Raw genomic sequence first — 19,508 nt, forward strand, 5'->3', positions numbered from 1 at the left:
AGGGCTACCAGATGGTCGTGAAGCCGAGCCGCAGCCGCTCCTCGTCCGTGACGTCGGTGGCGCCGGCGCGGACCCGGTCGATCTCGTCGGCGGTCAGCGCCCGGCCGTAGATCCGCACGTCGTCCAGGCCGCCGTGGAACAGCTCGGCGTAGTCGGGGCGGGCGCCGAGGTGGATGGTCCACACGCCGCTCGGCGAGATGTCGCCCGCCGGCGCGGCGGCGCTCACCGGCTGCCCGCCGTCCACCACCAGCGACAGCCGGCCGTCATCGCGGCTGAACACCACGTGGTGCCAGGCGTTGTCGTTGTAGGCCTGGGAGGTGCTCACCGAGGCGGAGCCCGAACCGGTGTCGATGGCGGCGCGGATGCGGTCCTCCGCGGGCTCCGCCCGCAACCAGAACTGCTGGTCCCCCGCGCCCTGGCCGTAGCCCCAGAGGATGGGATGCGCCCCGCCGTCGTCCCCGTACCTGAACCACGCGGCGACGGAGAAGTCGCCCGCGCCCAGGTCCAGGCTGGCGGGGCAGTTGATCAGCCGCAGGTAGTCGTCCTCGCCGTCCGGGTCGCCCGTGCCGCCGAGCAGGATGGCCGAGCCCGAGCCGCGCGAGCCGAGCTCGGCGCCGCCGTGCACCACCGCGTGGTTGCCGTTGCCGCTGCTGTCGCTGGTGCGCGGGAAGCGCAGCTCGGTCTCGCCCTCGTCGAGCTCGGACTCGCTGAACGCGGTGAAGTTCATGGTGCCGTGCGAGCTGCCCTCGCCGGTCTCGTAGAGCAGCCCGATGTCGCCGTTCTCCAGCAGCGTCAGGTCGGAGTAGCCGGCCCGTTCCGGGTGGATCACGGTCCCGGAGGTCTCCCAGGTCGCGCCGTCGTCGTGGGAGGAGCGGATCGACATGACCCGCCGGTCGGGGACCGCCTCCAGGCCCGGCCGGGCCGGGGCGGAGAACAGCATCCTGTCCCCCAGCGAGAGCAACGAGCCGGAGACCGGCGGGGTGTCGAGGTTCGGGATCGGGGTGAAGCCCGCGGCGGTGAAGCTGGCGCCGCCGTCCAGGCTGGACGCGGCCAGCCGGTGGTCCCTGGTGCCGCAGGTCTGGGCGGCCCGGGCGTTGACGTACAGCGAGCCGTCGGCCCTTTCGGCGACCGTGAGTTCGCCCGGGTTCGCGGTGGGGTCCGTGGTGTCGTACACGGCGCCCAGCTCCCAGGTCAGGCCTCCGTCGTCGCTGTGGTAGAGCTGCGCGCCCGACCGGCCGTCGCTGGTGTCGTGGTCACCCGGCACGATGAGGCGTCCGGCGTGCTCCCCGTGCCGGAGCTGAATGCCGTGGCCGGGACCGGTGGAGACCCAGGTCCAGGTGTCCGGTTTGAGGTCGGCGAGATCCTCGCCGTCCTCCCAGTCCTGGCCGTCGTCGGTGCTGAACACGGCGTGCAGGCTGCGCGGTCCGCGCACCCGGTCGTCGCCCTGCTGGGTCCAGGTGTTGTAGGCGAAGAGCAGGGAGATCCGCCCGCTGTCCGCGTCCACCACCGGCACGGGATTGCCGAAGCCGCCGTTGTCGCCGGCGCCGCGGAGCACGTCGATCGGCCCCCAGGTGCGGCCGCCGTCGGTGGAACGCCGCAGCACCAGGTCGATGTTGCCGACGTCCGAGCAGTCCGTGACGCGGCCCTCGGCGAACGCGAGCAGCGTGCCGTCGTTGGTGGTGACGATGGCCGGGATCCGGTAGCAGGCGTAGCCGCCCTCGTGGTGCACGTACGGCTGGCTGATCGCGTCGTCCGGCGGCGCGGCCTCGGCAGGTCGCGCGGTCGGTCCGGCCACCACCCAGCAGGCGCCGACGAGCAGCGCCAGCACCATCGCCCCGAGCCGCGCACGGCCCGTCCCTCGCAGCATCCTCAGCACGCTGCCCGAGGCTACGGGCGGCTCCGTGGGCACACCAGACGCGGCGTCAGTTTCGGCGTGATCGCGTCAGTACCGCGTCCGCCGGGTGCCGCCGGTGGTAATCCCCGGCAAACGCCCGGCGAACGCCCGGGGTCAGAGCTCCTCGAACGGTGGGGCGTAGCGGAACGGGCCGCGCGGGGCGGGCAGGTGGGTGGCCAGCCGGCGGGCCTGGAAGTACTCGCCCCAGCCGGGGTCGGGCGAGACGACGCCGAGCTCCGCGGCCGGCCGGAAACCGTAGCGGCCGTAGTACTCGGGGCTGCCGAGCAGCGCCACCAGCGGCTCGTCGAGCGCCTCGGCGGCGCCGAGCACGGCGTGCACCAGGGCCAGGCCGACGCCCCGGCGCTGCCGGTCGGGCCGCACGCTCAGCGGCCCGAGGCCCAGCACCGGCACGTCCCCGACGTGTCCGCGGGTGCACACCACATGCCCGACCACCTCGGGGGCCGGGCCCGCCGCCGGCGCGGGGTCCGTGGCGACGAGCGACAGCGCGGCGAGCCAGCCGTCGCAGGCGCGCAGCCGGTCGAGCAGGTCGGCCTCCAGCGGCCGGCCGAAGGCCGCCTCGGCCACGGCGCGGACGGCGGGCGGGTCGGCGTGGGTCTCCCGGCGGACGATCATCGGCCCAGTATGGGGAGACGGCCCCGGGCGGACCACCGACTTTCCGCGGCTCGTGGGGACAGCGCCGCGCGCCGCCCCCGGACTCCCGGCCGTCTCAACGGAGCTGGGGCAGTTCCACGGCGAGGTCGTCCAGGCCGAGCGAGCCCAACGAGAGCGCCGCCATGTGCCAGGACTTCAGGTCGAACTCCTCGCCGCGCCGGCCCGCCGCCGCGCGCGCCGCCTCGCGGCCCGCCACCCAGGCCCGTTCGCCCAGCTTGTAGCTGATGGCCTGGCCGGGCATGCCGAGGTAGCGCACCAGCTCGGACCGCGAGTACTCCTCGTCGTGCCCGGTGTGCGTCATGAAGAAGTCCAGCGCCAGCTCCGGCGTCCACAGCTCGCCCGGGTGGAAGCTCTCGCCCTCCGGGATCCGCAGCCCCACGTGCATGCCGATGTCGATGATCACCCGGACCGCGCGCAGCATCTGGGCGGACAGGTAGCCGAGCCGCCGGCCCGGGTCCGTCAGGTAGCCGAGCTCGTCCATCAGCCGCTCCGCGTACAGCGCCCAGCCCTCCCCCGAGGCGCTGACCGAGCCGATGCTGGCCTGGTAGCGGGACAGCTGGTCCTGCACGTACACCCAGTGGGCCAGCTGGAGATGGTGTCCGGGAACGCCCTCGTGGTACCAGGTGGAGACGAGGTGCCAGACCGGGAAGCGGGTGGCGCCCATGGTCGGCAGCCAGGTGCGCCCCGGCCGGGAGAAGTCCAGGGAGGGTCGGGTGTAGTACGGGGCCGCCGCGCTGCCGGGCGGGGCGATCATCGCCTCCACGTGCCGCAGCGGCTCGGCGATGTCGAAGTGCCGGCCGCCCAGTTCGTCGATCGCCTGGTCCATCAGCTCCTGCAACCAGCCCCGGATCGCCGCCTCGCCCTCGACGGCCTCGCCGTGCTCCTCCAGGTGGCGCATGGCGGCCAGCGGCGACTCGCCGGGCAGCACCCGGTCGGCGGCCTCCCGCATCTCCGCCGCCAGCCGGTGGTACTCCTCCCAGCCGAACGCGTAGGCGTCCGCCAGGTCCAGGTCGGCGCCCGTCCACTGGCGGGCGCCGAGCAGGTAGCGCTCGCGCCCCACGGCGTCGGGGGCGTCGGCCACCACGGGCGAGGCCAGGTAGTGCCCGCGCAGGAAGTCGCGGATCTCCGCGAGCCCCTCGGTGGCCACCCCGGCCGCCGCGTCGAGTTCGGCGCGCAGCGCGTCCGGGGCGGAGGAGGCGAAGTCCCGGTACCAGTCGGCGGCCAACCAGGTGTCGAGCTGGCCCGCCACGGTCTCGGCCTGACGCGCCGCGGCGGGCAGGCCGCGGGTCAGGCCCTCGTCCAGCGAGGCCAGGTAGCCGCGCGCGGCGCCGGGCACGTTGCGCATCCGGCGGCCGATGACGGCCCAGTCGTCGGCGGTCTCGGTCGGCATCAGCAGGAAGACCGAGCGGAGCTGCTGCACGGGGGAGAAGAGGTTGCTGACCAGCCGGAGGTGCTCGCCCGCGGCGTCCAGGTCGAGGGCCGCGGTCAGCCGCTCGCGCAGCAGGCGTGCGGCGCGACGCTCCGCCACCGGCAGCTCGTCGGGGGATCCCACCGCGTCCAGTTCGGCGAGCGTCGCGCGCTGGGCCGCGGCCACGGCGGCACGGCCGTCGGGGGAGTAGTCGGGGAGTGCGTCCTGGCCTGGGCGGTTACCGAGCTGGGTGGCGACGGTGGGCTCGAGGTCTGAGAGGGTTTCGACGTAGGCGTCGGCTATCTGGCGTGGAGTGGTTGGATGGCCGGGATCGATGTTTTGCATCGCGTAATCCTCATACAGTCTTTTGATTGAAGGAAGTACCGGTTGTTCGACGAGCTCATCGGTCGGGAGCACGCCGTCGGGGCGCTGCGGGCCCATGTCGAGCGGGCCGTGGCCAGTCACGGCGGGCTGGTGCTCGTCACCGGGGAGGCGGGCATCGGCAAGACCACTCTGGTCACCCGCGCCGCCGAGGAGGCCAGGCGGCTGGGGGCGCTGGTGCTGGGCGGGGCCTGCTGGGACGCCGAGAACGCGCCCGGCTACTGGCCCTGGGTGCAGGTGGTCCGCGCGATGCGCCGCTCGGCGGACGCCGACGCGTGGGCCGAGGCCCGCGAGGAGGCGGGCGACGCGCTCGGCGTGCTGCTGGGCGAGGCGCCGACCGGCGACGGCGCGGGTGGGCCGGAGGGCTCCCGCGGCACCGACGGCACCGACGGCGACCAGAACTTCGAGCTCTCCGACGCGGTGACCACGCTGCTGGTCACCGCCTCGCACCGGCGGCCCGTGGTGGTGGTGCTCGACGACCTGCACTGGGCGGACGCCGCCTCGCTGCGGCTGCTGCGCTTCGTGGCCCAGCACACGTGGTTCGAACGGCTGCTCCTGGTCGGCACCTACCGCGCGGAGGACGAGGCCCACCGGGAGGGACCCGCCACCGCGCTCGGCCCCCGGGCCACCACCATCAGCCTCGCCGGTCTGGAACCGGCGGAGGTCGGCGCGTTGATGGCGCGCACCACCGGCCACGAGCCGGACCCGGCCCTGGTCGCCGAGGTGCACCGGCGCACCGGCGGCAACCCGTTCTTCGTCGAGCAGACCTCCCGGCTGTGGCAGAGCGGGGGCGCGGTCGCCGCCATTCCGCCCGGCGTGCGGGACGCGGTGCGCCGGCGCCTGCGGCTGCTGCCCGAGCCCGTGGCGGGACTGCTGACCGGGGCGGCCGTGCTCGGCCGGGAGTTCCACCGGCAGTTGCTCGCGGCCGCGGAGCGGGTGCCGGTACCCGAGGCCGACCGGCTGCTCGACCAGGCGGCGGCCGCACGGCTGGTGACGCCGCTCGGCGCCGGACGATTCGCCTTCGCACACGATCTGGTACGCGAGACGCTCTACGAGGAGCTGGCCCCCGACCGGGTCGCGGAGCGGCACGCCGCCGTGGTGCGCGCCCTGGACCGTCAGCCGGGGCTGGCCGCCAGGATCGGCGTGCTGCCGGCCGAACTGGCCCACCACGCCCATCTGGCCGACCGTGCGCTGCCGCCGGCCCGGGCCCTGGAGCTGCTCCGCGAGGCGGCCACGGATGCCACGGGCCGGATGGCGTTCGAGGAGGCCACGGGGCACCTGCGCCGGGCCTACGAGCTGGCCGCCGCGGTGGATCCCCGGCGCCGGGTGACGACCGGACTGATCCTCGGGCAGCAGCTGATGCACGGCGGCGGCGAGGCCACGCGGGCCGAGGCGTGGACGCTGATGCACGAGGTGGTGTCCGAGGCGCGGGCGCTGGACGACCCGGAACTGCTCGCCCGGGTGGCGCTCTCGCTGTACCAGACGGACTCCTGGATCGGCCACGGATCCGGGCCCGGTGAGCTGACCACCGAGGTGCTGCGGGAGGCCATCGAGCGGCTGGCCCCGGGAGACGCCCCCGCCGGAGCCGGGCCGGTGCCGGGCGCGTCCGTGCACCAGCTGGTCCGCCAGCTGACCGTGCGCAGCGCGGTGTTGGCCCGGCGGAGCGCGGACGACGACGCGCTCGGCTTCAGCCTCGCCGCCCGGCACGACGCGCTGTGGGGCCTGGGCACGGCGGCGGAGCGGGCGGCACTCACCGCCGAGATGGTCGAGGTGGCGCGGCGCACCGACGACGCGGAGCTGGAGCACTTCGGCATGTCGCTGCGCTGGGTGGCGCTGCTGGAGCTGGGCGATCCCGGCTACCAGCGGCAGTTCGCGGCGTTCGTGGCACGGGTCGAGACGCTCGGCGTCCCGCGTTTCCACTTCTCCGCGGTGATCGACCGATGCATCATCGCGACGCTCCAGGGGCGGCTGGCGGAGGCGGACGAGCTGCAGCGGCGAGCCATGGAGCTGGGGCACGAGGAGGAGGGTCACCACGAGCACTTCACGGCGTTCTCGCTGCATCTGCGGTGGGCGATCCTGCTGTTGACCGGCCGGTTCGAGGAGCTCGGCGAGCTGCACGCCTCACTGACCACGAAGCGGTATCCGCATCCCGAGCTGATCGCCGGCCTGACCGCCGCCCGGCGCGGCGACACGGCGACGCTGCTCCGGGTGCACGACGACCTGGCGGGGCGGGCCGAGGAGCTGCCGCGCAGCGTGCGACCGATGTGGCTGCGGCTCCAGGCGCAGGCCGCGGCGGCGTCGCGGGACCCGGTGCTGTGCGCGCGGGCCCGGGCGGCGCTGGAACCGTTCGCCGGGCTGTGGGCGGTGTCGATGTGGGGCTTCGACGTCGGCGGGCCGATCTCGCTGTGGACGGCGCTGCTGGACGCGGCCGAGGAGCGGTGGGACGCGGCGATCGAGGGCTTCACCGCGGCGGCCCGTTCGGCGGACCTGCTGCGGGCCCGGCCCTGGGCGTTGATCGCCCGGGGTCATCTCAGCGACGCGCTCGCCGCGCGGGCCGGGCCCGGCGACGCGGAGGCCGCGACGGCCCTGCGCAACGAGGTCACCCGCGAGTCCGCCGCGCTGGGCGTCCCACCCGACACCCTCCGGCTTCCCGCCGGACCCTCGCCGACGGCACCCCGACCCTGGAACGCGCCCGGCCCCGGGCGGCCCGGGGAGCCCCATGCGGACCGGCCGCGCCCCGGAGCCGCCGCCGGCGGCCCGCTCCCGATCGACCGAGCGAAGCCGGAGACGGGCCCCGGGGCCCCGGCCCGGGACGGTCACCAAGGGGATCGGCCGGCCGACACGCACGGCCGGCGGGCCGAGCGACCAGAGCCGGAGGCCCGAGGGCCGGAGCCAGAGGCCGGCTCCGGGGCCCCGGCCGGGGACGGTCACGAGGGCGACCGGCCAGCCGACGGCCAGCGGGCGGAACGGCTGGGGCCGGGTGCCGGCCCCGGGGCTACCGGCTCGGGGGGAGGCACGGCCTCGCCCGGCAAGGGCAACGTGTTCCGGTTCGACGGGGCGGTGTGGGTCCTGACGTTCGCCGGGCGGACCGTGCACCTGCCGGACGCCAAGGGGCTCCGCGACCTGCGGTATCTGCTCGGGCGGCCGGGAACGGACGTGCCGGCGACGGAGCTGGCCCACCCGGAGGGCGGCGCCGAGGCCGTCGCCGCCCACGCGATGGGCGGCGACCCCGTGCTCGACGACGAGGCCAGGGCCCGCTACCGGCGCCATCTCGCCCGGTTGGACGAGGAGATCGAGCGGGCCGACGCGCTGGGTCAGGACGACCGCGCGGCCGGGCTCGACCGGGAGCGCGCCGCGCTGCTGGACGAGCTGCGCGCCGCCGCCGGCCTGGGCGGGCGGGCCCGCCGGCTGGGCGACGAGGCGGAGCGCGCCCGGAAGGCGGTGACCGCCAGGATCCGGGACACGCTCCGCCGTCTCGACCAGCACCATCCGGAGCTGGCCGGCCATCTGCGGGGCTCCGTCACCACCGGCGCCCGGTGCGCCTACCGCCCGCCCGACCGGGACGCCGCGCCCTGGACGCTCTGACGTCGGCTCCGGGAGCCGGGCTCCGAGAGCCGGCTACTTGCGGTTGTAGAGCCGCATGGTGAGCGTGCCGAAGACGGCCACCAGCACCGCGCCGGCCACCAGCACCCAGCCGACCTCGCCGGCGTCCACGTCGCCCTCCATCAGGCTGCGCACCGCCGCCACCAGGTGGGTCACCGGGTTGACGTCGACGAACGCCTGCAACCAGCCGGGCATCGTCTCCGGCTCGACCAGGATGTTGCTCAGGAAGGTCAGCGGGAACAGCACCATCATGCTGACGCCCATCACCGACTTCTCCGAGCGAAGCAGCAGACCGAACATGGTCCACACCCAGGAGAAGGCGAAGGAGAAGGCGACCAGCAGCAGGATCCCGGCGGCCACGCCCAGCGGCCCGCCGTCCGGCCGGTACCCCATCACCAGGCCGACGACGAGGATCACCACGGAGGCCATCGAGTACCGGAAGGCGTCGCCCAGCAGGTACCCGACCATCGCCGAGGGCCGCCACACCGGCAGCGTGCGGAACCGGTCGAAGACGCCCTTCTCGATGTCGGTGTTGACCGCCACCCCGGTGTACATGGTGGTCATCACGACGCTCATCACCATGATCCCGGGGAGCAGGAACTGCAGGTACTCGGTCGTCGAACCGGCCAGCGCACCACCGAACAGGTAGGTGAACATCAGCGTCATCATGATCGGGAAGACGGTGACGTCGAAGAGCTGCTCGGGCACGTGCTTGATCTTCAGCATCGCCCGCCACCCGAAGGTCACGCAGGCGGACAACGCGCTGGGGCGGGACGGCCGCTGGCCCGGGGCCAGCACGGCCTGGATCGTCTCCACCTCGGGGACGTAGGCGTCGGCGGCCTCGCCCGCGTCCTGGTCCTTCTTCGTGGTCGTCGCGGTGGTCATGCCACGGCCTCCTTCTCGCCGCTCGTCTGATCGCTGTCCGTGCCGTCGAGCGCGCCGCCGTCGGCGGCCCCGTCCGTGCCGTCTCCCGTGCCGTCGCTCCCGCCGGTCTTCTTGCCGGTCAGGGCCAGGAACACCTCGTCCAGGCTGGGCTGCCCCAGGGAGAAGTCGTCGACGGTGATGCCGTGGTGGGCCAGCTCGGCCAGGGCCCGGGAGGCCCGCTCGGCCGCGCCGGCGTCGCCCCCGCCGTTGCCCATGACCCGCGCGGTGAGCGCCACCGGGTCGGCGTCCAGCTGCACGGCGGTGCCCAGCGCCTCGGCGAGGAGCCGGCGCGCCTCGGGACGGTGCTCCGGGTCGCGCAGCCGCACGTGGACGGCGCCCGATCCGATCGAGGACTTCAGCTGTCCCGGCGTGCCCTCGGCGATGACCCTGCCGGCGTCGATGACGGCTATCCGCCCGGCCAGCCGGTCCGCCTCGTCCAGGTACTGGGTGGTCAGCAGCACGGTCGTGCCCTGCGCCACCACGGCCCGGATGATGTCCCAGACCTGGTTCCTGCTGCGCGGGTCGAGGCCGGTGGTGGGCTCGTCGAGGAACAGCAGGTCGGGGGTGCTCAGCAGGCTGGCGGCGATGTCGATCCGGCGCCGCATGCCCCCCGAGTAGTTCTTCACCTGGCGGGTCGCCGCGTCGGTCAGGCCGAACGCCTCCAGCAGCGCGGACGCCCGGTCCCTTGCCGCCGGCTTGGAGTAGCCGAGCAACCTGGCCAGCAGCACGAGGTTCTCCGTGCCGGTCAGGTCCTCGTCCACCGAGGCGTACTGGCCGGTCAGGCTCACCCTGGCGCGGACCGCGTCGGCCTCGCGGAGCACGTCGTGGCCGAAGACGCGGGCCTCGCCGTCGTCCGGCCGGAGCAGCGTGGCCAGCATCCTGACCGTGGTCGTCTTGCCCGCGCCGTTGGGGCCGAGCACCCCGTAGACCGTGCCGGCCGGCACCACGAGATCCACGCCGTCGACGGCGCGGTTGTCGCCGAACACCTTGACGAGACCCGACGTCTCGATCGCCGGCCCGCTCTGCTTGGTACTCATCCCCTCATCTCTCCTCTGTCTCTTTTCCTCGTTCTTCCGCGGTTCTTTCCTCGGTCGAGGCACGGCATCAAAGTCGTCTACTGATAGGACCGGCGTCGCGGCGAAAACTAAGCGACGTACGGGCGGCGACTTCGCGCCTCCCGCAACGCCACCCCCCACCAGCCGAGTTCGTCGAGGAGCGCGGTGGCCGCGTGGCCCAGGCCCTCCGGGAGGGTCTGCTCCGCGCCCCCGGCCAGCAGGTCGAGGCTCACGCCGTCCCGCATCGTCACGGTGTGCAGCTCCGTGAAGACCGAGCGCAGCGCCTCGACCGCGTACAGCCCGTGCGAGTTGCTGCCGTACGAGACGAAGCCGACCGGCTTGGCGTGCCACTCCTCGTACGCGTAGTCGATGGCCTGCTTCAACGAGGCCGGATAGCCGCGGTTGTACTCGGGCGTCACCACGACGAACGCCTCGGCCCGCGCCACGGCGTCGGTGAACCTCAGCATCTCGGGCGTCGGCTCGGTCGGATGTCGGGACGGGAAGTCGAACTCGACGAGGTCGAGTACGTCCACCTCCACGTCCGGCCGGATCCGCGCCCGTTCGACGAACCAGGCCGCTATCCGGTCGCCGACCCGGCCCGGCCGCGTGCTCCCGACGATCACCCCAAGACGCAACGGCTGCAACGCCGCCCACCTCCTCTCACCCGTCAGGCGCGAGACGCGGGCGAGCGCCCGCCAGATCGGATCTGGCGGGCGCTCGCGCGGCGACGGCAGAGCGGTCAGGCGCCGGACCGGTGCCGGCGCAGCCGTTCGGCCAGCGGCAGCGGCGGCTCGTCCAGGCCCGTGGACGAGCCGCTCGCCAGGTGCGCGCACCTGCCCCGGCAGGCGAGCAGTTGCCTGCCCTCGTGGTGGGCGGAGACCACCGCGTCCGACCGCCGCGGGTCCCGGAGGTCGGTGCCGCAGATGACGCAGGACAGGCCGGCCGCCATGTCCGCGGTCGGCTCGTAGCGGTGACGGTTGCGCCTGAAGATCGAGTCCGGTGAGTACATGCTGCCCACATCCTGCTCTGTCACGAAGAAGGTGCCGGGCTGGTCCCGGCGGTCACGTACGGGAGGCGGGGCACGAGCGGGGAACGCGAGGCGTCGCCGCGGGGGTCCGCCCCCGGCCCGGATCCCGTGGCTCCGGCTAGCCGTTCTCCGAGAGCGACGCCGGATCGGATGCCAGCATGCGAGGAACGCTCGGTACGGCCACCGTACCCTCACGCCCGGTTTCGGGGCGCACGCCCGGGGGCAGGTCAGGCGGGCCCGCGCGACCGGAGTCACCGCCACACTTCTCGCTCGAACGGGGGCGAGGTACCGTGAAGTGATACGAGGCGGACGCTCCTCCGCCCGGCGTTCGCCGCATCGCGATTCACACGCTGTCTCCCGACCGGACGTCCGTCCCACTCCGGTGCCCGGCCGCTCGCGTTTCCGGCACCGATCCCGGCTCGAAGGAGACCGACGTGACCTCCGAAACCGTCATCACGCAGATCCCGCCCGATCGCGACGGGACGCCCGACCCGGCGCCCGGGCGTCGGGGCAGCGACTACGCCGTGCTGTCCCGCAGGGTGCGGAAGACCGGGCTGCTGGAGCGGCGGCGCGGATACTACTCCGCGAAGGTGGCGGTGAACCTGCTGCTGCTGGCGGCCGGCTGGACGGCCTTCGCCCTGATCGGGTCCTCCTGGTGGCAGCTCGGCATCGCCGCGTTCCTCGGCGTGATGTTCACCCAGACCGCCTTCATCGGGCACGACGCGGGTCACCAGCAGATCGCCGCCTCGAAACGGGTCAACGGCCTCCTCGGCCGCCTGCACGGCAACCTGCTGGTCGGGCTCAGCTACGGCTGGTGGATCTCCAAGCACAACCGGCACCACGCCCATCCGAACCAGGTCGATCGGGATCCCGACATCGCGGACGGTGCCATCGCCTTCACCGAGGAACAGGCCGGTCGTCGCCGGGGAGCGTACGCGTGGCTGGCCCGACACCAGGCCTGGCTGTTCTTCCCCCTGCTGCTGCTGGAGGGGTTCAACCTGCACGTCGCCAGCATCCGCACCCTGCTCCGGCGCGGTGGGGTCTCCACGGGGACCAGGCTCGCCGAGGCCGGTCTGCTCGTGGCCCATCTCGGCGGCTATCTGACCGCCCTGTTCTGGGTGTTGTCGCCGCTCCAGGCCGTCTGCTTCCTGCTCGTGCAGCAGGGTCTGTTCGGGCTGTACATGGGATGTTCCTTCGCCCCGAACCACAAGGGGATGCCGATGTTCGCCAAGGACGACAAGATCGACTTCCTCCGGCGACAGGTGCTCACCTCGCGGAACATCCGGGGCCGCCGCCTGACCGACTTCGTGCTCGGCGGGCTGAACTACCAGATAGAGCACCATCTGTTCCCGTCCATGCCGCGGCCGAACCTGCGGCGTGCCCAGGAGGTCGTGCGGGCGTTCTGCGCCGAGCACCGCATCGCGTACCACGAGACCGGGCTGTTCCACTCCTACGCCCAGGTGCTGCGGCACCTCCACACGGTCGGCGGACCGCTGCGGCCCGAGTTGGAGTACTAGCGCGACCGCGTGTTCGACGGGCCGTTGCGGCCGGGGAGTACAGTTGACATGTCGAGAGTCCCTCGCATGTTGGCGTCCCGCCGGCGTCGTTCTCGATCGAACCGCGACACCCGGGCCCAGGCCCGGAGACGGTCATGTCATGGCCGAAGCCACGGATCAGACGACCTCACCACCTCCTCGACGGTCCTCACGCCTCTCACCACGGCGGCGCCTCGCGCACACCGACCGATCGCGCCTGCCAGGCCCGCGGACAGCGGCCCGTCGTCAGCGGCCCCACTCGACACGCGAAGGACCAGGACCATGACGGCTCCACATCCCGGACCACACGACTTCGACGCGGCGCCGACGCACACGGCGGCGGCCCGGAACACCCCGGGCCTCGCGCGCCACGGAGGCCCGTTCGGCCGCCGTCGAAGGCGAGGCGTCCGCGACACGTGCCCCACGTTGGGGGTCTTCCGGCACGACGGGGCCCGCCGGACGCTGGTGACCCTGACCGGCGAGATCGACCTGGTGTCCGCACCGCCCCTGCGCGAGGAGCTCCAGCGCTGTCTCCTCGACGGCTACCGCACCGTGGACGTCGACCTGCGGGCCGTCACCTTCTGCGACTGCAGTGGCGTCAACGCGTTCCTCGCCGCCGCTCACCACACGGCGTCCGCCGGCGGGTCGTTGCGGCTGCGGTACCCCTCAGCCGCGCTGACCAGGTTGTTCGCGCTGACCGGCACCAGCTTCCTCGTCGCCGACGATCCCTCCGCCCGACGCCGGACCGGCCTCCCGCCCCCGGCGACCGCGGCATCGGACGGTGCGCCGTGACCCCCGGTCCCCGGTCGAGGCCGCCGCAGCGCCCGGTGCACGCACCGGGCAGGCTGTCGACCGCGCGGCTGCGCCCGCTGAACCGCCGGCAGGCCGAGGAGATGCGGGACGACCTGGCCGATCTCTACGTGCAGTGCACCGGCACCGGCACCGCGCCCGCGCACGCGCACGCGTACCGCGGTCGGGAGCGGTTCCTGCACCGGCTCGCCGGAGACCTCAGGCAGCCGGGGTTCGGCATGATCGTGGCCGAGACGACCGCCCTGGCGGGCTACGTCTTCGGGTTCTCCGTGGGACGCGAGGGCACCTGGTGGCGCGGCTTCCACGGCTCTCCGCCGCAGGTCGTCGAACGCCTCACCGCGGCCGGTCAGGTCTTCGCGGTCACGGCCATCGTCGTCCACCCCCACGAGCGCGACCGCGGACTCAGCGGCCGGCTCCAGCGGCGGCTGCTCGCCGACCACCACGCCGCGCTCGGCGCCACCCTGCTGGCCCGCGTCGACGACGACGCCTACAGCGGTTTCACCGCCCTGGGCTGGCACCAGATCGGCGAGGTCCACCGGCCGTTCGGCCCCGCCGTGCTCAGGGCGCTGGTGCTGCCGCTCGGCGATCGGACGACGGCGGCGCTCCACGACCTCACCCGCCGGGGACGCCCACAGCACCGCGGCTGACGCCCCGGCCCGGGCCCCCGAACCGCCCGGCGGTCCTCGTGCGGGTCAGCGCGTCGACGGTCTCTCGACCTCGGCACGGTGCGGGTAGCTTCACCCCCATGCATGCGATCACGATTGCCGAGCCGGGTGGACCCGAGGCGTTGACCTGGACCGAGGTGCCGGAGCCGGTACCGGGTCCGGAGGAGGTGCTCATCGACGTGGTGGCCGCCGGCGTGAACCGGGCCGACCTGCTCCAGCGCCAGGGCTTCTACGATCCGCCGCCCGGCGCCCCGCCCTATCCGGGCCTCGAGTGCTCGGGACGGGTGGCGGCGGTCGGCGCCGGCGTCGCGGACTGGTCCGTGGGCGACGAGGTCTGCGCGCTGCTGGCCGGCGGCGGCTACGCCGAGCGGGTCGCGGTGCCGGCGGGCCAGGTGCTGCCGGTGCCGGAGGGCCTGGACCTGGTCAGCGCGGCGGCGCTGCCCGAGGTGACCTGCACCGTGTGGGCCAACGTCGTCATCACCGCCGGGCTGCGCCCCGGCGAGACGCTGCTGGTGCACGGCGGCGGCAGCGGCATCGGCACGATGGCGGTGCAGCTCGGCAAGGCCATCGGCGCCCGGGTCGCGGTCACCGCGGGCAGCGCCGAGAAGTTGGCGCGCTGCCGCGAACTGGGCGCCGACGTCCTGATCAACTACCGCGAGCAGGACTTCGTGGCCGAGCTGCGCCGGGCCACCGACGGACGCGGAGCCGACGTGATCCTGGACATCATCGGGGCGCGCTACCTGGGCCCGAACGTCGAGGCGCTGGCGCCCGGCGGCCGCCTCGCGGTGATCGGCCTCCAGGGCGGCGCGAAGGGCGAGGTGCACCTGGGCGCGCTGCTCACCAAGCGCGCCAGCATCTCCGCGTCCTCGCTGCGGGCCCGGCCGGTCGACGAGAAGGCGGCCGTGGTGGCCGAGGTGCGCGCGCACGTCTGGCCGCTGCTGTCCGACGGCCGGGTGCGGCCGGTGGTGGACCGCCGGCTGTCGCTGCCCGAAGCGGCGGAGGCGCATCGGGTGATGGAGGGGGGCGAGCACACCGGAAAGATCCTGCTCATCCGGTGACACCCGGCCCGGCAGGCCGCTCCCGCCTCTCGCGCCCCACGCCCAAGATGCCGCCTTCGCCCTTCTATGTGAATCTGATGACATTGCTGGGCGGAGTGCGACGGAGGACCGGGAACCGTGAGGGCGTGGGCGGGAATCGCAGTGGCCACGGCGGCCGCCGTGGCCGCTCTGGCGCCCACCACCGCCGGCAGCGAGGACGCCGCCTCGCACCATCTGCCGGCCCACGAGGAGCGGATCCAGGAGCACCGGGAGGACCGGGAGAACCGGGAAGACCTGGCAGACCTGGCAGACCGGGAGGACCTGGCGGACCGGGACGGCCCGGGGGCGACGGGAACGGGCCCCGAGGAGGCCGAACCGGCCAGCGACGCCGCGGACGCCCGGACGCCGGCGCCCGCCACCGGCGAACAGGCGGCCGGGTCGCTGCCGCAGACCGGCCCCGTGGTGCCGGTCCTGCCGCTCGGCGCCGGTCTGACCTGTCTGGGGCTCGGCCTGGCCATCATCGGCCTCCGGATACGCAACGGCTAGCTGCGGTCCCGCGGCAGAACGGCGCCCCGGGACCGCGAACGGATCTTGCGAGGCGGCGGCATACCCGGTAGAGACACGCGGTATGTCGATTCGCTTCGGGCTTCTCGCCCTGCTGAACGCCGGCCCCCGGTACGGCGCCCAGCTCCGCGCCGAGTTCGAGGCGCGCACCGGCGGCACCTGGCCGCTCAACATCGGCCAGGTGTACACCACGCTGGCCCGGCTGGAGCGGGACGGCCTGATCTCCCCCGTCCACGAGGCGGAGGCCAGACAGCAGCCGTACGCCCTCACCGACGCCGGGCGCCGGGAGCTCGCCGGCTGGTTCGAGCGGCCCGTGGACCGCGACCAGCCGGCCCGGGACGAGCTGGCCATCAAGCTGGCGATGGCCGTCGGCACGCCGGGCCTGGACGTCTCCGCGCTCATCGGGACGCAGCGCGAGCACACCCGGCGGGCCGTCCGCGAGTACACCAGGCTCCGGGCCAGGGCGCTGGCCAACGAGCCGGACTCCCCCGACGACGTCGCCTGGCTGCTGGCGCTGGACCGGCTGATCCTGGCCGCCGAGGCGGAGGACCGTTGGCTGGACGGCTGCGAGTCCCGGCTGGCGCGGCTCGCCTCCCACCGGCCCGGCTGAGCTCCCCCGGGTGGCGGAGCGCGCGCGGGAGGCCAGCGCCCGAAGGACGGGCAAGTTCGTCACCGGCGTCAACAGGCCCGTCACGATCGTTCGACACGATCGGTATCAGCAACCTCACCGTCACGACATCTGGGGGAACTGATGACCACCACGCCCGTGCTGCTGCTCCGCGGCGTCGGCCACCCGGACGCCCTGCGCGGCGTCGACCTGGTCGTGCAGCCCGGCGAGTTCGTCGCCGTGCTGGGCGCGCCCGGCGCGGGGAAGTCCACGCTGCTCGCGCTCGCCGCCGGCCTGGCCACGCCCGCCACCGGGCAGATCCTCATCGACGGCGCCGACCTCGCCGCGCTCGGCCGGCCCGAGCTGGCGGAGCTGCTGCTCGGCCGCGTCGCGCACATCCCGCAGCAGTCCGAGGCCGCGCTCGACCCGACGCTGACCGCCGTCGAGAACATCGCGCTGCCGCACGAGCTGTCCGGATCCCCCGCCCACCTGGCGCGCCAGCGGGCGCTGACCATCCTGCTGGAGCTGGAGCTGGCCGAGATCGCCGAGCGGCTGCCCGAGCAGCTGTCCCCCGCGCAGCGCCAGGCGGTGAGCGTGGCCCGCGGCCTGGTCGGGCAGCGGCATCTGGTGCTGGCGGACGAGCCGGCGGTCGGCCTGAACGGCGAGCTGGCCGACACCGTGCTGGCGATGCTCCGGCTGCGCCGCCCGTCCCGGGCCGCGGTGCTCCTGGCCACCAGCGACCCGGAGCACGCCGCGTGGGCGGACCGGGTGCTGCTGCTGCGGGACGGCGTGCTCTCGGACGCCGCCGCCCGCGCCGACGTCCCCGACCTCGCCGACGTGCCCGACGCCACGGCGCCGGCCGCGCCCGGTGACCCGGCGGGACCCGCCCTGGCCGTCGGCTCCGGCGCCTGATCCCCGGGGCCCGGCGCGCCGGCGGATCGGGGCGTTCGCGCAGCTCAGCGCGGGGATACCGGCCCGCGCCCGCCCCCGCCGGCGGATGGCCGCGGCGCTCCGTGGTCCCCCTCGCTGGGCGGGTCCGCTGATCCACGTTGCATGATGGAGACATGACTCAGCCGAGGAACGAACCACCGCAGGACACCCCGCAACAGGTTCTGGTCGTGGGACCGGACGGGATGGCCCTGGGCAGCACCGCGCCCAGGGGGAACGGGGAGGGCGAGGACGAGGGCCGCTCGGAGACCCCGCTCACGGAGATGGTGGAGCAACCGGCGAAGGTCATGCGGATCGGCAGCATGATCAAGCAGCTGCTGGAGGAGGTGAAGGCCGCGCCGCTCGACGAGGCCAGCCGGGCCCGGCTGAAGGAGATCCACGCCAGCTCGGTGAAGGAGCTGGAGGAGGGTCTGGCCCCCGAGCTGGTCGAGGAGCTGGACCGGCTGTCGCTGCCGTTCACCGACGACACGGTGCCGACCGACGCGGAGCTGCGCATCGCCCAGGCACAGCTGGTCGGCTGGTTGGAGGGCCTCTTCCACGGCATCCAGACCGCGCTCTTCGCCCAGCAGATGGCCGCCCGCGCCCAGCTGGAGCAGATGCGCCGCGCGCTGCCGCCCGGGGTGCTGGCCGGCGAGGGCGAGCCGCATGACGACGACGCCCAGCGCAACGCCCGCTCCGGCCCTTACCTGTGAGCCACCCGGCAGTTGTAAGGCACACCAACAGGGGGTGAACGCTCGCCGAACCCTCGCCACGGCATGCCCTCAACTCCCGCCCGCGCTCGTATGTTTGTCCACCCGGGCGGGGTGATCCGGGCGGCGGTGCGAGGGGGAGGCGGTCGTGGAGGGCATTCCGTGGGAGATAGCGCTCGCCGTCGCCGGTGTCGTCGTCCCGATCTGCGCCGCCCTCTGGGAGTTCGTCTTCGTCGGCCGCAAGCGGCTCGGCTACCGCGTGCAGATGGACACCACCGCCACCGAGGCGGTGCACTCCGAGCACGCGGGAGCGCTGAACCGGCTGGAGGAGGAGGCCGGCCGGCCGCTGGACCAGCCGTCGTTCGTGCTGCTGCGGATCGAGAACAACGGCAGCACCCACATCGACTCGGACGACTACGCCACCCTCCCCGACGACCGGGTCGGCCTACGGATCGAGTTTCCGGGGCGCAAGGTCGCCGGCATGGTGGTGACCGAGCTCAGCCACCGGTACCTGGAGGGGTGCTTCGGCCCCGACTCGGGTCTGGGCGTGCGGGACGGCCTCATCGAGCTGCCCAAGGTGCCGCTGAACCGCAACACCCACTACAAGGTCCTGGCCGCCCTGGAGCGCGAAGGTGACGGGCCGTCCGGCCCTCCGCCGCGCGAGTTCCCGAAGCCCGAGGTGGTCGGCGGCATCACGGGCGGCGCCGGCAGCGGCGGCCTGAAGGAGACGAGGAGCCACACCGGCGTCTCCCGACCGGCGATCGCGCTGATCTGCTTCCTGATGGTGGTCGTCGTGGGCCAGTTCGGGGTGTCGCTGGCCGACGAGGACGCGGCCCCGCTGGACTGCGCCACCGGTGACCTGACGGTCGTCGGCTCCACCGCCTTCGCGCCGGTGCTGCGGGAGGCCGCGGCCGCGTACCACGGCACCTGTCCGGACGCCGGCATCGACGTCCGCACCGAGGGCAGCTCCGAGGGCCTGATGGAGCTCGACGCGGCCGGCGAGTCGCGGAGTGACGCCCTGCTGGCGTTCACCGACGGCGCGAAGGACGGCGACTTCCCGCGGCTGCTGCCCCGCCCCATCGCCTTCTCCCTCTTCACCCTCGTGGTCAACAGCGCGGCGGGCGTCCAGGAGTTGTCGCTCGACGACGTGCGGCGGATCTACGCGGGCGAGGTGCGCACCTGGTCCGAGCTCGGCGGCAACGACGTGCCGGTCCGGCTGGTCAGCAGGGAACCCGGCTCCGGCACCCGGAAGACGTTCGAACAGCGCGCGCTCGACGGGCGGTGGGACGGCAACGTCAACTCCCTCGACTGCCTGGAGGTGGGGGAGGGCGCCGAGCCCGGCGTGGTGCGCTGCCAGCGCGACTCCACCAGCGAGGTGCTCGACACCGTGGCCTCGACGCCCGGCCTCCTCGGCTACAGCGAGGCGGGCGCGACCGCCGGCCGCGACGATCTGCTGCGGGTGTGGATCGACGGACACGAGGCCACGCTGGAGGCCGCCGACCAGGGCGCCTACCCGCTGTGGCAGACGGAGTACGCCTACACGTACGGCGAGCCCGCCGCCGACTCGGTGGCCGCCAGCTTCCTGCGTTACCTCACCAACGAGGTCGGCCGGGACATCGTCCGCTCGCACGGCCACCGGCCCTGCGCCGAACTGCGCAACCCCGTGCTCTGTCAGCCCACCTGAGCGGC

The 19,508-nt window shown here is 74.1% G+C and carries 17 protein-coding genes; 10 read left to right on the forward strand and 7 right to left on the reverse strand.

Annotated features, from left to right (window positions below; all coding sequences use genetic code 11):
- Positions 1-4: 4 nt before the first annotated feature.
- The 3 genes from ABGB06_RS13085 to ABGB06_RS13095 form a co-directional block, all read right to left on the reverse strand.
- Positions 5-1,867 (reverse strand): sialidase family protein, encoded by a 1,863-nt coding sequence (locus ABGB06_RS13085; RefSeq protein WP_347588599.1) that lies wholly within the window; start codon positions 1,865-1,867, stop codon positions 5-7.
- A 141-nt stretch (positions 1,868-2,008) separates the two neighbouring features.
- Complete coding sequence (locus ABGB06_RS13090) at positions 2,009-2,527, reverse strand: N-acetyltransferase (RefSeq protein ID WP_347588601.1); 519 nt, start codon at positions 2,525-2,527, stop codon at positions 2,009-2,011.
- Between the two features lie 94 nt (positions 2,528-2,621).
- The gene (locus tag ABGB06_RS13095; protein WP_347588603.1) at positions 2,622-4,319 is read right to left on the reverse strand and encodes a DUF885 domain-containing protein; all 1,698 of its coding nucleotides are present in this window, start codon (positions 4,317-4,319) and stop codon (positions 2,622-2,624) included.
- A 42-nt stretch (positions 4,320-4,361) separates the two neighbouring features.
- On the opposite strand from ABGB06_RS13095, the gene ABGB06_RS13100 reads away from it, so the two are divergent.
- A complete protein-coding gene (locus tag ABGB06_RS13100) occupies positions 4,362-7,940 on the forward strand; it encodes an AAA family ATPase (protein ID WP_347588605.1) in 3,579 nt (1,192 codons plus the stop codon).
- Between the two features lie 33 nt (positions 7,941-7,973).
- Here the strand turns inward: ABGB06_RS13100 and ABGB06_RS13105 are convergent, their stop codons facing one another.
- The 4 genes from ABGB06_RS13105 to ABGB06_RS13120 form a co-directional block, all read right to left on the reverse strand.
- Positions 7,974-8,843, reverse strand: a complete 870-nt coding sequence (locus tag ABGB06_RS13105) for an ABC transporter permease (RefSeq protein WP_347588607.1) — start codon at positions 8,841-8,843, stop codon at positions 7,974-7,976.
- Entirely contained in the window at positions 8,840-9,919 is a 1,080-nt protein-coding gene (locus ABGB06_RS13110) for an ATP-binding cassette domain-containing protein (protein WP_347588609.1), read from the reverse strand. The genes ABGB06_RS13105 and ABGB06_RS13110 overlap by 4 nt, the downstream gene beginning before the upstream one ends.
- 107 nt (positions 9,920-10,026) lie before the next feature.
- A complete protein-coding gene (locus ABGB06_RS13115; RefSeq protein ID WP_347589156.1) occupies positions 10,027-10,608 on the reverse strand; it encodes an NAD(P)H-dependent oxidoreductase in 582 nt (193 codons plus the stop codon).
- Positions 10,609-10,676: 68 nt separating this feature from the next.
- Positions 10,677-10,946, reverse strand: coding sequence for a hypothetical protein (locus tag ABGB06_RS13120; RefSeq protein WP_347588611.1), 270 nt, complete (start codon positions 10,944-10,946; stop codon positions 10,677-10,679).
- A 452-nt stretch (positions 10,947-11,398) separates the two neighbouring features.
- Here ABGB06_RS13120 and ABGB06_RS13125 point away from each other — a divergent pair, with 452 nt between their 5' ends.
- The 9 genes from ABGB06_RS13125 (at position 11,399) to ABGB06_RS13165 (ending at position 19,503) form a co-directional block, all read left to right on the forward strand.
- A complete protein-coding gene (locus ABGB06_RS13125; RefSeq protein ID WP_347588613.1) occupies positions 11,399-12,481 on the forward strand; it encodes an acyl-CoA desaturase in 1,083 nt (360 codons plus the stop codon).
- A 300-nt stretch (positions 12,482-12,781) separates the two neighbouring features.
- A complete protein-coding gene (locus tag ABGB06_RS13130; protein WP_347588615.1) occupies positions 12,782-13,291 on the forward strand; it encodes an STAS domain-containing protein in 510 nt (169 codons plus the stop codon).
- On the forward strand, positions 13,288-13,956 hold the full coding sequence (locus ABGB06_RS13135; protein ID WP_347588617.1) for a hypothetical protein: 669 nt from the start codon (positions 13,288-13,290) through the stop codon (positions 13,954-13,956). The genes ABGB06_RS13130 and ABGB06_RS13135 overlap by 4 nt, the downstream gene beginning before the upstream one ends.
- Positions 13,957-14,054: 98 nt before the next feature.
- Complete coding sequence (locus ABGB06_RS13140; protein ID WP_347588619.1) at positions 14,055-15,032, forward strand: NAD(P)H-quinone oxidoreductase; 978 nt, start codon at positions 14,055-14,057, stop codon at positions 15,030-15,032.
- Positions 15,033-15,173: 141 nt separating this feature from the next.
- Positions 15,174-15,557 carry a hypothetical protein gene (locus tag ABGB06_RS13145; protein ID WP_347588621.1) on the forward strand — a complete coding sequence of 128 codons (384 nt, stop codon included), beginning with the start codon at positions 15,174-15,176 and terminating at the stop codon, positions 15,555-15,557.
- 82 nt (positions 15,558-15,639) lie between these two features.
- Positions 15,640-16,185: a PadR family transcriptional regulator gene (locus ABGB06_RS13150; protein WP_347588623.1), complete on the forward strand. Its 546-nt coding sequence runs from the start codon at positions 15,640-15,642 to the stop codon at positions 16,183-16,185.
- 141 nt (positions 16,186-16,326) lie between these two features.
- Positions 16,327-17,094 (forward strand): ATP-binding cassette domain-containing protein, encoded by a 768-nt coding sequence (locus ABGB06_RS13155; protein WP_347588625.1) that lies wholly within the window; start codon positions 16,327-16,329, stop codon positions 17,092-17,094.
- Between the two features lie 152 nt (positions 17,095-17,246).
- On the forward strand, positions 17,247-17,822 hold the full coding sequence (locus ABGB06_RS13160; protein WP_347588627.1) for a bacterial proteasome activator family protein: 576 nt from the start codon (positions 17,247-17,249) through the stop codon (positions 17,820-17,822).
- Between the two features lie 145 nt (positions 17,823-17,967).
- Positions 17,968-19,503: a substrate-binding domain-containing protein gene (locus tag ABGB06_RS13165; RefSeq protein WP_347588629.1), complete on the forward strand. Its 1,536-nt coding sequence runs from the start codon at positions 17,968-17,970 to the stop codon at positions 19,501-19,503.
- Positions 19,504-19,508 lie beyond the last annotated feature (5 nt).

Origin of the sequence: Streptomyces sp. B6B3 (genome assembly GCF_039871525.1) — a bacterium.
In the GTDB taxonomy this organism is placed as follows: Bacteria; Actinomycetota; Actinomycetes; order Streptomycetales; family Streptomycetaceae; genus Streptomyces.